Source organism: Thioclava sp. FR2, from assembly GCF_051200875.1.
Lineage (GTDB): Bacteria > Pseudomonadota > Alphaproteobacteria > Rhodobacterales > Rhodobacteraceae > Pseudotabrizicola.
The window spans coordinates 162,732-176,272 of sequence record NZ_CP195191.1; the positions used below are offsets into that span (position 1 = coordinate 162,732).

14 protein-coding genes are annotated in these 13,541 nt (G+C 56.2%); 10 read left to right on the forward strand and 4 right to left on the reverse strand.

All coding sequences use genetic code 11. The features are described 5' to 3' along the window. Positions 1–40 precede the first annotated feature (40 nt). The gene (locus ACSBLW_RS00760) at positions 41–2,371 is read left to right on the forward strand and encodes a Tex family protein (RefSeq protein WP_435258347.1); all 2,331 of its coding nucleotides are present in this window, start codon (positions 41–43) and stop codon (positions 2,369–2,371) included. A gap of 62 nt (positions 2,372–2,433) precedes the next feature. Here the strand turns inward: ACSBLW_RS00760 and ACSBLW_RS00765 are convergent, their stop codons facing one another. Together ACSBLW_RS00765 and ACSBLW_RS00770 are read right to left on the reverse strand one after the other, a co-directional pair. Next, positions 2,434–2,874, reverse strand: a complete 441-nt coding sequence (locus ACSBLW_RS00765; RefSeq protein ID WP_435258348.1) for a DUF1178 family protein — start codon at positions 2,872–2,874, stop codon at positions 2,434–2,436. Between the two features lie 87 nt (positions 2,875–2,961). Continuing rightward, positions 2,962–3,444: an NUDIX hydrolase gene (locus ACSBLW_RS00770; protein ID WP_435258349.1), complete on the reverse strand. Its 483-nt coding sequence runs from the start codon at positions 3,442–3,444 to the stop codon at positions 2,962–2,964. A gap of 155 nt (positions 3,445–3,599) precedes the next feature. Here ACSBLW_RS00770 and ACSBLW_RS00775 point away from each other — a divergent pair, with 155 nt between their 5' ends. From ACSBLW_RS00775 to thpR, 3 genes are read left to right on the forward strand one after another with little or no spacing between them, the layout of a single operon-like run. Continuing rightward, positions 3,600–4,136, forward strand: a complete 537-nt coding sequence (locus ACSBLW_RS00775) for a glutathione peroxidase (RefSeq protein ID WP_435258350.1) — start codon at positions 3,600–3,602, stop codon at positions 4,134–4,136. Next, a complete protein-coding gene (locus ACSBLW_RS00780) occupies positions 4,070–5,251 on the forward strand; it encodes an acetoin utilization protein AcuC (RefSeq protein ID WP_435258351.1) in 1,182 nt (393 codons plus the stop codon). Before ACSBLW_RS00775 ends, ACSBLW_RS00780 begins: the two co-directional genes overlap by 67 nt. Continuing rightward, a complete protein-coding gene (gene thpR, locus ACSBLW_RS00785; protein WP_435258352.1) occupies positions 5,248–5,811 on the forward strand; it encodes an RNA 2',3'-cyclic phosphodiesterase in 564 nt (187 codons plus the stop codon). Before ACSBLW_RS00780 ends, thpR begins: the two co-directional genes overlap by 4 nt. Here the strand turns inward: thpR and ACSBLW_RS00790 are convergent. After that, positions 5,797–6,108 (reverse strand): DUF6476 family protein, encoded by a 312-nt coding sequence (locus ACSBLW_RS00790; RefSeq protein WP_435258353.1) that lies wholly within the window; start codon positions 6,106–6,108, stop codon positions 5,797–5,799. The genes thpR and ACSBLW_RS00790 overlap by 15 nt on opposite strands. On the opposite strand from ACSBLW_RS00790, the gene ACSBLW_RS00795 reads away from it, so the two are divergent. The 6 genes from ACSBLW_RS00795 (at position 6,107) to ACSBLW_RS00820 (ending at position 11,599) form a co-directional block, all read left to right on the forward strand. After that, complete coding sequence (locus ACSBLW_RS00795) at positions 6,107–7,180, forward strand: RluA family pseudouridine synthase (protein ID WP_435258354.1); 1,074 nt, start codon at positions 6,107–6,109, stop codon at positions 7,178–7,180. The two genes, ACSBLW_RS00790 and ACSBLW_RS00795, sit on opposite strands and share 2 nt — an antisense overlap. A 182-nt stretch (positions 7,181–7,362) precedes the next feature. Then, positions 7,363–8,256, forward strand: a complete 894-nt coding sequence (gene rpoH / locus ACSBLW_RS00800) for an RNA polymerase sigma factor RpoH (protein WP_435258355.1) — start codon at positions 7,363–7,365, stop codon at positions 8,254–8,256. Between the two features lie 141 nt (positions 8,257–8,397). After that, complete coding sequence (locus tag ACSBLW_RS00805) at positions 8,398–9,114, forward strand: phosphatidylserine decarboxylase (protein WP_435258356.1); 717 nt, start codon at positions 8,398–8,400, stop codon at positions 9,112–9,114. Next, a complete protein-coding gene (pssA, locus tag ACSBLW_RS00810) occupies positions 9,111–9,869 on the forward strand; it encodes a CDP-diacylglycerol--serine O-phosphatidyltransferase (RefSeq protein ID WP_435258357.1) in 759 nt (252 codons plus the stop codon). The genes ACSBLW_RS00805 and pssA overlap by 4 nt, the downstream gene beginning before the upstream one ends. Continuing rightward, positions 9,870–10,493 carry a class I SAM-dependent methyltransferase gene (locus ACSBLW_RS00815; protein WP_435258358.1) on the forward strand — a complete coding sequence of 208 codons (624 nt, stop codon included), beginning with the start codon at positions 9,870–9,872 and terminating at the stop codon, positions 10,491–10,493. A 113-nt stretch (positions 10,494–10,606) separates the two neighbouring features. Beyond that, positions 10,607–11,599 carry a Gfo/Idh/MocA family protein gene (locus tag ACSBLW_RS00820; RefSeq protein ID WP_435258359.1) on the forward strand — a complete coding sequence of 331 codons (993 nt, stop codon included), beginning with the start codon at positions 10,607–10,609 and terminating at the stop codon, positions 11,597–11,599. A 34-nt stretch (positions 11,600–11,633) separates the two neighbouring features. Here ACSBLW_RS00820 and ACSBLW_RS00825 read toward each other — a convergent pair whose 3' ends face one another. Next, complete coding sequence (locus ACSBLW_RS00825) at positions 11,634–13,460, reverse strand: M3 family oligoendopeptidase (RefSeq protein ID WP_435258360.1); 1,827 nt, start codon at positions 13,458–13,460, stop codon at positions 11,634–11,636. Positions 13,461–13,541 lie beyond the last annotated feature (81 nt).

The following is a 13,541-nucleotide window of genomic DNA, read 5'->3' on the forward strand; positions in this document are numbered from 1 at the left end:
CCAGCTATTGTCCCGATCCCGAACTGACCAAGGACAAACAATGACGCCCGAAACCAGCCGCCGCATCGCCCTTACTATCGCCAACGAAATCGGTGCTTCGGCTCAACAGGTTGCATCGGCCGTTGCGCTGTTGGATGAGGGGGCGACAGTGCCGTTTATCGCCCGATACCGTAAAGAGGTGACGGGTGGGCTGGACGATACCCAGTTGCGTAACCTCTCGGAAAGACTGGCTTATCTGCGAGAGATGGAAGCACGGCGGGTCGCCATTGTGCAATCCATCACCGAACAGGGCAAACTGACCGACGAACTCGCCTTGTCGCTGTCGAAGGCGGTTACAAAAGCGGAATTGGAAGACATCTACCTGCCCTACAAGCCAAAGCGCCGGACCAAAGCGATGATTGCGCGGGAAAACGGCTTGCAGCCCTTGGTCGACGCCATTCTTGCCGATCGTTTTGCCGAGCCGGAGCAATTGGCAAAGGCCTATATCTCCGAAAATGTTCCCGACACGAAAGCGGCCTTGGAAGGCGCGCGGGATATCGTGGCCGAGGGCCTGAGCGAGAATGCCAGCCTGCTGGGCCGCCTTCGTGAACATATGAAAAAGGCAGGCGTTCTGGCGGCGCGGGTGGTAGACGGAAAGCAGGCTGAAGGTGCCAAATTCAGTGACTATTTTGACCACCGGGAAAACTGGGAAACCGCTCCCAGCCATCGTGTCCTGGCGATGCTCCGGGGGCGCAATGAAGGCGTCCTTCTGATTGATCTGGAAGTTGATGCTGATGCACCGCGGGGAGAAAGTCCTTCGGAACGGGCTGCGGCAGCGTCGTTGAATGCGTCGGGGGCCGGGGCAGGTGACCGCTGGCTGCGCGACGCGGCGGCATGGGCATGGCGGGTAAAACTAAAGACCTCGCTGACGCTGGACTTGATGTCGGAGCTTCGTGATCGGGCAGAGGCCGAGGCGATCAACGTTTTTGCGCGCAATCTGAAGGACTTGCTATTGGCCGCCCCGGCGGGTGGGAAAGCGACGATGGGGCTTGATCCGGGCATTCGGACAGGTGTGAAAGTTGCGGTTGTCGATGCCACGGGCAAGGTGGTTGCCACGGATACAGTCTATCCATTCCAGCCCAAGAACGACTTGCGCGGTGCTCAGATCGCCCTTGCGCGGTTGATCGGAAGCCATGGGGTCAAACTGATCGCGATTGGCAACGGCACGGCAAGCCGCGAGACGGAAAAGCTGGTCGGTGATTTGCTGGCGCACTTGCCTGCTGGCGCTGCAAAGCCAACGAAAGTGATCGTTTCCGAGGCCGGGGCTTCGGTCTATTCCGCTTCGGAACTGGCGGCAAAGGAATTCCCTGAGCTTGATGTTTCTTTGCGCGGGGCGGTTTCGATTGCCCGTCGACTGCAAGACCCGTTGGCGGAATTGGTCAAGATCGAGCCAAAATCTATTGGAGTCGGTCAGTATCAGCATGATGTGGACCAGACACGTCTGGCGCGTCAATTGGATGCGGTGGTCGAAGATGCCGTGAACGCGGTTGGGGTTGATCTGAATACCGCCTCTAGCCCGCTGCTTGCGCGGGTTTCCGGTTTGGGGACGGGGCTCGCCGATGCTATTGTCGCACATCGTAACGTGAACGGCCCCTTTGCAACCCGGCGCGATCTGCTGAAAGTTTCCCGCTTGGGGCCAAAGGCCTTTGAACAGGCCGCGGGCTTTTTGCGGATCCCTGACGGAAAGGAACCGCTGGACTCAAGTGCTGTCCACCCTGAAGCCTATGATCTGGTGCGCAAGATCGTTTCAGATTGCGGGCGCGACATTCGCAGCCTGATGGGCGACAGCGCGGCCCTTCAACGGCTGGACCCGCGAAAGTTCATTGATGATCGGTTTGGTCTGCCGACGGTGAAAGATATTCTGAGCGAATTGGAAAAGCCGGGGCGCGACCCACGGCCCAGCTTCAAGACCGCGACCTTTGCCGAAGGTGTTGACGAGATCACCGACCTGAAACCGGGCATGATGCTGGAAGGCACGGTTACCAATGTGGCGGCCTTTGGGGCCTTTGTGGATATCGGCGTGCATCAGGATGGATTGGTTCATGTCAGCCAATTGGCCGACAGGTTCATCAAAGACCCGCATGAAGTGGTCAAGGCAGGCGATGTGGTACAAGTTCGCGTGGTTGAAGTTGATGTCGCACGCAAGCGCATTGGTCTTTCGATGAAGAAGGACACATCTGAAGCGCGGGAAAACGTGAAAGAGCGGCAAGCCGATCGCGCAAGCAAACCCGCCGCCAAACAGCATGCACCGAAAATGTCTTCTGCCCCTTCGGCAAGCTCTTCAGGCAGCAATGCCTTTGCTGACGCACTTCGCGGCAAGTTCGGAAAATAGGATTTCGTATGGGCCCGGAGGAAGAAAGGCAGGTTTCCTGCCTTTCTCCCCCATTTTCGAGCCTAGTTCGATTTGCGTTTGGGAAGGAAGGGAAGGGGCGCGACCGGAATGCCGTCTTCGATCAGCTTTCGCGCTTCCTCGGGTTTGGCTTCACCGTAAATCGAACGCTCTGGCGCATCGCCAGCGTGCATCTTCCTGGCTTCAGCAACGAAATTCACGCCGACATAATCAGAATTCGCTTCGATTTGGGCGCGCATTGCAGCCAATGCGGTTTCGACCTCTGTCGCGGGCTTTTGCAGGCTTGGACGTTCATCTGCCGAGGTTTGCGCCGCCGCACGTGCAGGGCGAACGGCAGGGGCCATCAGAAGCTTTTCCACTTGTGTCTCGCCGCAAACGGGGCATCCTACATGCCCTTGCGCAAGCAATGCGTCAAAGGCACTGGCGGATTGGAACCAGCTTTCAAACTCATGTGATCTGGCGCATTTAAGCGCGTATTTGATCATTGGGCTTTTCCGAGGAATGTCAGAAGATCAAAGCGGGATTTAGCCAGTTTGGACCAAATTACAAGCCGGGTCTATGACTATGGGCCATCACGCTTTCTGGCTGATCTTGGCTAACAGGTCGCTTTTCCCCTGAACATTGGCAAGGATTTCTCTCAGCTCTGGCTCATCGACAAGTCTGGCTGCTTTCTTGGCGGAAAACCACTTGCGCTTGCGCTGCTTTCGCTCAGGGAATTTTTCGGCCAAACGGCTGACATGTAGGGGAAAGACCGTGACCAAGCACGGCAGCGGTGGCAATGGGGTGCGTCGCTTTGGGTAGGTGTAGGTTCCCAAGGGTTCCGTACTGACGTCCCCTTCGACGCCAGCTTCCTCCCACGCTTCCTTGGCAGCGGACTGGGGGGCAGGAAGCGATTTGCATGGCCATCCCTTTGGGATGACCCAACGCCCGGTGTCGCGGCTGGTGACCAGAAGAACTTCCACAGAGCCGCGTTTCAAACGCCAGCACATAGCACCATGCTGGCTGTAGCGCTCGGTCGCGTTTCCGTCGTCGTCTGTCTCTTTGACTTCCTTCAAGGGCTTGCCTGTAAGTTGGTGCTCTGAGCGGTCTCAGATGCGGGCTTTTCAGAAATATGACATAGATTTTTAAAAGTTTACAGTCGCTCGGCCAACAGGATTGCCGATTTGGAAATTGGGCCTAGTTCTAAAGCAATCAGTAGAGAGATCGCCAAATGTCCAAGCGCGTCGAAATCGCAACTGTGATTGCCCTTTTTCTAAGCTCTGCTGCCGGCGCTGCCTTCGCGGCGAGCAAAGGGTTCACGTTTGACTCTATAGATGGCGGCACGATGGCGTTGGAGGACTGGCAGGGAAACCCGGTGCTGGTGGTCAACACGGCCTCGCTTTGCGGATTCACGCCGCAATATGACGGACTTCAAGCCCTTCATGACGAGTTTGCAGGGCGTGGATTGGTCGTTCTTGCCATCCCGTCAGATGATTTCCGGCAGGAACTCGGGTCTGCTGAGGAAGTCAAAGAATTCTGTGCCGTCAACTTCGATCTAACCATACCCATGACTGAAATCACCCATGTGAAGGGCAGTGAGGCGCATCCGTTTTACAAATGGCTTGCGGCTGAGCATGGCTTTACGCCGGGATGGAATTTCAACAAGGTGTTGTTAGGGCCAGACGGTGAAGTGGTGGGAACATGGGGATCATCGGTGAAGCCTCAGTCCAAGGCAATTGTCTCGAAGATCGAGCCGCTGCTCAACTGACCGGGCCGCTTTTTATCGGGTCAGAGATTTACCGTGGCTCATCCTATGGCGCAAATCACCCCCTAAGGGTTCCGCGCGTCTCGACAGTCATGGACCTGTCCCGCGCCCTTGGGTGGCTGCCTTCAGGACGTTTTCGGTCCAGCCCAACCGCAAAGCCCGCTGCGCTGACGGCTTGGCATAGTTCTGATTATGTAACGGCCCTGAAAAAGGCAGAACAGACCGGCGATTTGAGTGCCGAGGAGAAAAGCCGGCACCAGCTTGGCACCTTGTCGAACCCGATCTTCCCGCAGATTTATTCGCGACCGGCAACCGGTGTTGGGGGCGTTCTTTTAGCGGCAGAGCTTTTGGCTCAGACGCCGGGCGCGATCCACGTTCCGGGCGGTGGAACACATCATGGGATGCCTGATCGGGCGAATGGTTTCTGCTATATGAACGACCCTGTCCTTGCCATGCTTGCTTTTCGCAGGCTGGGATTGCGACGGATCGCCTATGTCGACATCGACGCGCACCATTGTGATGGCGTGCAATTCGCCTTCGCCGGGGATAGTGACGCGTTGTTGATTTCGACGCATGAGGAAAATCGCTGGCCTATGACCGGCGCGCTGAATGATCATGGTGGAGGCAACTGCTTTAATCTGCCCGTTCCACGCGGGTTCAATGACAGCGAGATGCGGGCAGCATTGCACGAACTGATTTTGCCGAGGGTCGAGGCGTTTCAGCCAGATGTCATTGTTTTGCAGGCCGGAGCGGATGGAGTTGAGGAAGACCCGCTGGCGCGACTTGCTTTGTCCAACAACGCTCATATTGAAGTCCTGCGCGCGCTGCGTCCTTTAACGGCGCGATTTCTACTGTTGGGGGGAGGCGGCTATAATCCGTGGACCGTCGGGCGCTGTTGGACAGCCCTTTGGGCGGTTCTCGCTGGGTTTGAGATCCCGGATCGACTGCCGACCGAAGCAACAAAAGTTCTTTCGTCCCTCGGTTGGGGCGGTGGTGGCAGACCGCCACCCGACCCGCAGCTTTTGACGACCCTGCGGGATTCCCCCCGGGAAGGCGTTGTCAGGGAAGAAATCCGAAGACGTTTGGCAACGTTGGCGCAGCGGGAGTTTCCGCTGTGATACGCTCGTTTATTGGCATTGCGATACCTGACGACGTTCGATCTGCACTTGCTGTGCAGCAGTTTCTCTTGCCACTTCCACGTCGCGTACTTCCCGAGGCGTTTCACTTGACCTTGGCGTTTCTTGGCGAAATCGATCCCGATGTGCTGGAGACAACACATGAGGCACTCTTGACCCTAAAAGCGGAAAAGTTTCAGCTTTCGCTTTCCGGCTTGGGTTTGTTCGGGTCAGATCGGCCGCGAGCCGCTTGGGCCGGGGTATGCCAAAGTGATCCTTTGACGAACTTGCAGGCCAAGGTCGAACGTCTTGCGCGGCAGGCGGGTTGTACTGTGGAACATCGCCGCTTTGTGCCGCATGTGACCTTGGGACGGTTTTCCCCACCGCCAAAAGAGGAGGCAATGCGCCTTGAAAGAGCCGTTGCGCTTGGCGCCAGTTTTTCCAGCCCGGCTTGGGAAGTGCAGGAAGTTACGCTTTGGCAAAGCCATCTGGGCGGCAAGACACCCTTTTACGAAGAACTGGCATCTTATCCATTGATGCCGAATACTTTATTCGGCCACTGACATGATCTCTAATTCCTGACGCAAAGAGCCGTCATGGTTGAAGATTTGGATATGATTGTCTGATGTGACGACCGCGATCCAATCGGCATGCATTGTCACAGCAACTGCAGTCGCGCCGTTCAACAGTTTGATTTCAGATGGCAGCAAAGGTTCGGTCGATGCGCCCGGCATCCGGGTGACAAGCAAGCCAACCACGGTTATGACACCGACAATCATGGTGACCATCAAGACGATCACCAACCATTTCAGAAAGGCGAGCGAGGGCGGCAAGCTTTCGGGAGCGGGAGTAGTGTCCATGGCGGGCCTATACGATGACGGCGATGATGAAAGCGGCGAGGATGGCATTGAGGCGCAAACCCTGACTGTCCTTCTTCCGGACGGCCCTGCCGATAGACTTGATAAGGTGCTTGCCCGTGCAGTTCCAGAGGAAGCGGCTCTTTCGCGAACAAGACTGTCGCGAATGATCGCTGATGGAGATGTCCTGATCGGAGGTGTGGCGGTCACTGACGGGAAGGCAAAGATCGACGGCGGTATCGAAGTGGTCTTGCGATTGGCACCTCCCGAGAGTGTTGAGACCTTGGCCGAGGACATCCCTCTAAACGTGGTTTATGAAGATGCTGATTTGATTGTCATCGACAAGCCCGTTGGCATGGTGGTTCACCCCGCGCCAGGGTCGCCTTCGGGTACTTTGGTCAATGCCCTTCTGCATCACTGCGGCGACAGCCTGTCTGGGATAGGTGGTGAGCGTCGACCGGGTATCGTGCATCGTATCGACAAAGACACGACCGGGCTGTTGGTGGCTGCAAAGTCGGATCGGGCGCATCACGGCTTGGCCGCACAATTCGAACGGCACAGTGTCACCCGGCATTACATCGCGCTCGTCCACGGGCTTCCGGATGCGGCGGACCCGCGCCTGCGCGGGATCAAGGGCGTCAGTTTTGAAGCGGGTGGGATCATCAAGATCGCAACCCTTCTGGCGCGTCACAAGACGGATCGCCAGCGGCAGGCAGTGGTCTGGCAAGATGGACGGCATGCTGTAACCCGTGTTCGAGTGCTGGAGGCATTCGCGGATCAGGCGGCCTTGGTTGAATGCTGGTTAGAAACCGGTCGCACTCATCAGATCCGGGTGCACATGTCCTATGCAGGCTACGGTCTGTTGGGCGATGAAACTTATGGCGGAAAGCGGAAACTATCTTCCAGAGCCGTCGGCGAAGTCGCCGCAGAGATGGGAAATGGTTTTTCTCGGCAAGCCCTACATGCAGCGACGTTGGGGTTCGATCATCCGGTAACCGGCGAAAGACTGGAGTTCACCAGTCCGCTGCCTAAGGACATGTCGAGTTTGCTGGACGCACTCCGAGCCCTGAAATAAGCGGTAGCGCTGACATTCCTGTGATTGGCCCGTCACAAACCTTCTTTCTTTCGTCGGAAATGCATTGATCCAACGTTAAGAAAGATGTGATAGGCCCCGGCACTTGCAACTTGGGGTCACGATCCTTAGGTTTGGCAGTCCCTCGGGGGCTGATGGCACCGGGGTAAGACAGGGGGCAAAGAATGAGCACCTATACGAACCTTCCCGCACCAAGTCCTGAACAGGGCTTGAACCGGTATTTGCAGGAAATCCGGAAGTTTCCGCTTCTTGAGCCGGAAGAAGAATACATGCTGGCCAAGGCTTGGGTCGAGCGGCAGGACAGCACCGCTGCGCACAGGCTGGTCACGTCACACCTGCGCTTGGCCGCCAAGATTGCGATGGGTTATCGCGGTTATGGGCTTCCGCAGGCCGAAGTGATCTCGGAAGCGAATGTCGGGTTGATGCAGGCCGTAAAACGGTTTGACCCCGAAAAAGGCTTCCGCCTGGCTACTTATGCCATGTGGTGGATCCGTGCCGCTATTCAGGAATACATTTTGCGGTCGTGGAGCCTGGTAAAGCTGGGAACGACTTCGGCACAGAAGAAACTGTTCTTCAATCTGCGCAAAGCCAAAGCAAAGGTCGGCGCGCTTGAGGATGGTGACCTGCGCCCGGAGAACCTTGCCCAGATCGCAAAGGATCTTTCAGTTTCTGAAAACGAAGTCGTGGAAATGAACCGCCGACTTTCGGGTTCGGATGCGTCTTTGAATGCGACCGTTGGGTCTGAAGATGGCGGCGCTCAGTGGCAGGATTGGCTAGAAGACGAAGATAGCGATCAGGCTGAAGCCTATGCCGAGCAAGACGAGATGGATGCGCGCCGGTCGATGCTGGTCGAAGCGATGTCAGTTCTGAATGAGCGTGAGAGAGACATCCTGATGCAACGTCGCTTGGCTGACGAGCCCGTGACATTGGAAGACCTGTCCGCAAGCTACGGGGTGAGCCGCGAACGTATTCGGCAAATCGAGGTGCGTGCCTTTGAGAAACTGCAGGAAAAGATGCGCGAACTTGCCAAGGGGAAGGGCATGGCCATCCCCGCTTGAGGCCCCCCTTGGCCTTTTAAGCAGACAGGTTTAGGACAATTGCACAGGCGGAAGGCAAAAGGCTTTCCGCCTGACGTTTTTGTTTTCTGATGCGTCGTTTTTGTTTGCCAGACTGGCAGGCAAAAGCTACGACCTCGACCTGTGGTTGAAAGGACCAGACCTGCGATGAAGATGACCGACACATTCATAAAGCCGATGCATCCCGAAGGCCGAAAGTTTGTTGCGATCTTTGCGGCGATCTCGTTAGTTCTGTTCCTGATTTGGGATCCGCTGGGCTGGCTGGGGATGGGCCTGACGGTTTGGTGCTATTACTTCTTCCGTGATCCAAAGCGGGCAGTGCCGCAGGGCGCGGGATTGATCGTTTCGCCTGCGGATGGGGTTATCTCACTGATCGAAAAGGCAGTCCCGCCACAAGAATTGGGAATGGGGCCAGAAGCGCTGACGCGTGTCTCGGTGTTCATGTCGGTCTTCAACTGCCATGTGAACAGAGCCCCTGTTGCCGGAACGATTGGTGCAATGTCCTATCGACCCGGGAAATTTCTGAATGCTTCCCTGGACAAGGCGTCTGAGGATAATGAACGCAATTCACTGCGAATTGACCTTGCAGATGGTCGCCAAATTGCTGTCGTCCAAATTGCTGGCTTGGTCGCCCGCCGGATCATGTGGTGGGTTAGTGAAGGACAGAGCGTGCGCACCGGCGAACGCTTTGGTTTGATCCGTTTCGGTTCGCGCCTTGACGTCTATCTTCCGGAAGGTGTTCATCCGCAGGTCGCACTAGGGCAGACGATGGTTGCCGGTGAAACCGTGATTGCGGTTTTGGGGCGTGAACTGCCAGCGGCTGTGGGTCTGGTCGAATGAGCGACGACGATCATGCACAGGCTCCCCGGCGCAGGATGCACATCCTGCAGCTCTTGCCGAACCTTATATCTATCCTCGCGCTTTGCTCTGGTTTGACCGCAATCCGAATGGCCGTCGAAGGGCAGTTTGGCCTATCGGTGGGCCTTATCGGTTTGGCAGCTGCCCTCGACGGGATTGATGGTCGTTTGGCGCGGATGCTGAAGTCCGAAAGTGCGATCGGGGCAGAATTGGATAGCCTGTGTGATCTCGTGAATTTCGGAGTGACGCCAGCCCTTGTCCTTTATTATTGGGGCATGCGGGCAGACACTTCTCTGGGGTGGATTGCCGTGCTGATCTATGCGGTCTGCTGTATGCTACGACTTGCACGTTTCAACGTTGGCCAGCGTGTTTCTGATGCCGAGGAAAAACCAAATGGGTTTGTCGGTGTGCCATCGCCCGCGGGTGCGATGCTTGCTCTTGGTCCCATCTATCTGACCTACGCGTTCGGTCCAGAACTCAAGCCGCCGGCCTTTGCCATCGCAATCTGGATGGTATTTGTCGGGGCTTTGATGATTTCTCGAATGCCGACCCCCAGCTTCAAGGGCGTGCGGATCTATGCCGAGAATGCGCGCTTTATTCTCGTTGGCTCGGTTGCCCTCATGGCGTCACTCCTGACCTATCCTTGGGTCACGCTGATGTTGCTTGATATCGTTTATCTTATTGCAATCATTGTACTCTGGCGCCGAAGTGCCAAGTCGTTAAGGAGTGTGGTGTGAATGGATATCCAAGCGGTTCGTAAGTCCTATGCCCGTTGGGCGCCCATCTATGACAGAACATTCGGGGCGATCACTGGGCATGGACGGCGACGCGCAGCGGATGTTCTGAATGGTCTAGGTGGCCGGATCCTTGAGGTTGGGGTGGGCACTGGTCTTTCCTTGCCCAATTACCGGCCAGAGGTGCTTGTGACTGGAATTGACGCCAGTGCAGAGATGTTGGCGAAGGCGCAGAAGAAGGTCGACGAACTGTCTCTCAGACATGTCGAAGAGTTGCTTCTCATGGATGCACGCGCGATGGAGTTTGGCGACGGCAGTTTCGACCATGTCAGCGCAATGCACATTCTGTCCGTGGTGCCCGAGCCTGAGCGTGTAATGTCGGAAATTGCACGGGTCCTTCGTCCGGGCGGGACGGTTGTGGTGGTCAACCACTTCGCACGGGATGCAGCTGGCGAAAAGGCTTTGACGCTGATTGAGCGCGCAGCGGCGCCATTTGCTGACTGGCTTGGATGGCATTCCGATTTTGATCGGAGCAGGATCATGCAAGTACCTCAACTCACGCTTATCGAAGAACAGCGGTTACCTCCTTTGGGGATGATGACCCTTCTCCGCTTCCGAAAAGATTGATCGGAAAAGAGTGATGGGCCCGATCGCACTTCGACGATTGGGCCCCGCATCTGACCTTTTCCTTCCGCCCTTGATTGGTTAGCGTGGTAGCGCAATCAGGGAGGCTTAGGCCGATGAAAACCATTCGTTGGGGCGTGCTTGGCGCCGCTAAATTCGCACGAGAACACATGGCACCGGCCATTCACGCAGCCGAGGGGGCCGAGTTGTTTGCTTTGGCCACATCCGACCCTGCGAAGGCAGTGGGTTTCAAAGCCTTCTGTCCGACTCTGAAGGTGCATAACTCGTATGAGGCTTTGCTATCTGACGCAGACGTTGATGCTGTCTACATACCGCTGCCAAACCATCTTCACGTCGAATGGACATTGAAGGCGCTTGCTGCTGGAAAGCACGTCCTGACGGAAAAGCCGATGACGCTGCATGCCAGTGAGTTTGATCAGCTGATTGCGGCACGCGATGCATCGGGCCTGCTGGCGGCCGAGGCATTCATGATCGTCCATCATCCGCAATGGCAGCGGGCGAAAGAATGGCTGGAAGCCGGAGAGATCGGCCAACTTCGCCATGTAGATGCGGCCTTTAGTTTTAACAACGAAGCCGAACCGGGCAATATCCGCAATCGTCCGGATACCGGCGGCGGCAGCTTGCGTGACATCGGCGTGTACACGTTTGGCTCTTGTCGATTTGTGACTGGTGCCGAGCCTGTTGATGTTTCGTCGCGCATTCGTCGCGAAAATGGAGTTGAGGTCTTTGCCCATGTGCAGGCCTTGATGGTAGGTCCAAAGGGGCGGTTTACCTATGGCTCGATGACGTCAATGCGTCTGGTCAACCGTCAGGAAGTGACGTTCCAGGGGGATAAAGGCATGATCCGTGTCGCCTCTGCCCCGTTCAATGCCAATGTCCACGACGTTGCTGAAGTTGAACTGCACAAGCCGGGTCAAAGGGTGATCACAGATCGTTTCCCAACGGCGAACCATTATAAATTGCAGGTTGAAGCGTTTGGGCGTTCGGTCCGGGACGGTGTTGCCTATCCTTGCCCTCTGGAGTTCGTCAAAGGAACGCAGGCCATGATGGACATGGCCTACGACAATGCTGTGGAAGTGTCGATCTGACGAAGTCGGACCGGGGTAAACCCCGGTCCACTCGTTATTCTTCCATCGACTCAAGTTCGTCGATGAAGCCTGCGATCATTGAAAGACCTTTGTTCCAGAAGGCCGGGTCGGAAAGATCCAGACCGAATGGGGCAAGCAGTTCTTTGTGATGCTTTGAGCCACCGGCTGCCAGCATCGCAAAGTACTTTTCCTTAAAATCAGGCAGCCCGTCGGCATAGGCCGCATAGAGGGCATTCACCAAGCCATCGCCAAACGCATAGGCATAAACGTAGAACGGTGAATGGACAAAGTGCGGAATATAGGCCCAGAAGGTCTCGTAGCCATCCATGAAGTTGAAGGCCGGTCCAAGGCTCTCTGCCTGAACGCTCATCCACAGGGCATTGATGTCGTCAGGTGTCAGTTCGCCCTCCGCCCGTGCTGCATGCAGTTTGCATTCAAAGTCATAAAAGGCGATCTGGCGCACGACCGTGTTGATCATGTCCTCGACCTTGCCAGCCAACAGTGTTTTCCGTTCGGCCTTTGTCTTCGCGCCGTCCAGCAGCTTGCGGAAGGTCAGCATTTCACCAAAAACAGAGGCCGTTTCGGCCAGTGTGAGTGGGGTTGAAGACAGAAGTTCCCCTTGCCCGGCAGCCAAGACCTGATGAACGCCGTGTCCCAATTCGTGGGCTAGTGTCATCACGTCACGGGGTTTGCCGAGATAGTTCAGCATCACATACGGGTGGACTGTCGTTACCGTCGGATGCGCAAAGGCCCCCGGTGCTTTTCCAGGCTTGACCCCTGCATCAATCCAACCCTTTTCAAAGAAAGGCTTGGCAAGGTCGGCCATTTTCGGATCAAAAGCAGCATAGGCCTCGGAAACCGTTCGCCGCGCTGTTTGCCAATCCACCGTCTTGGGAACTTCGATCGGAAGCGGGGCATTGCGATCCCACACTTCCAACTGCTCCAACCCCATCCATTTTGCTTTCAACGCATAATAGCGATGAGACAGCTTTGGATAGGCGGCAACGACCGCATTACGGAGTGCTTCAACAACCTCTGGCTCGACATGGTTGGAAAGGTGCCGGCCGTGTTGCGGACTTGGCATTTTGCGCCAACGGTCATGGACCTCTTTCTCCTTGGCCAAAGTGTTGTGAATACGAGCAAAGAGCTTGATGTTGCGGTCAAAGACGGCCGCTAAGGCCCGCGCACCGGCCTCGCGCCGCGCCCGATCTGAGTCGGTCAACAGATTGAGCGTGGCTTCAAGGTTAAGTTCTTCCTCTTCCCCATCCACCTTGAACATCAGACCTGCCATGGTCTCATCGAACAGCTTGTTCCAAGCACTTGCGCCGACGACGCTTTCGTCATGCAAGAAGCGTTCAAGTTCGTCAGACAGCTGGTGCGGGCGCATTGCGCGCATGCGATCAAATACCGGCTTATACCGGGCCAATTCCTTGTTTGCGTCGAGAAGTGCCTTTAGCCGATCGTCCTCCAGCCGGTTGAATTCCAACGAAAAGAAGACAAGCGGAGTGGTGAAGGTCGTGATCTTGTCCTGCGCGTCCGCCATGAATTTCGCGCGGTCGCTGTCCATGGTGTTCTGATAATAACGCAAGCCGGCAAATGACATGATCCGACCTGCGATGACGTCAATCTGCTCATAGGCTTTCACACAGTCGAGCATCTCGGTGGCCGAAAGGATTTCGAGTTTTCCTTCGTACCGGGTTGCAAAGTCTGAACAGGCCGTTTCCAGCCACGCCATGTCATTCTTCAGGGCTTTGGCATCTGGCGACTCGTAAAGATCGCGCAGATCCCATTCTGGAAGATCCCCCAACCCCTTACCGGAAGCATTGGCATCAAACACGGGGCTAGGCAGGGGCAGGGTCATCGGTGGTATCCTTGGAAACATGTTTGAATGTCATCTAGGGCGCTTGAGGGGCAAAGCGCAACCTCACCCCCGCGATTTCTA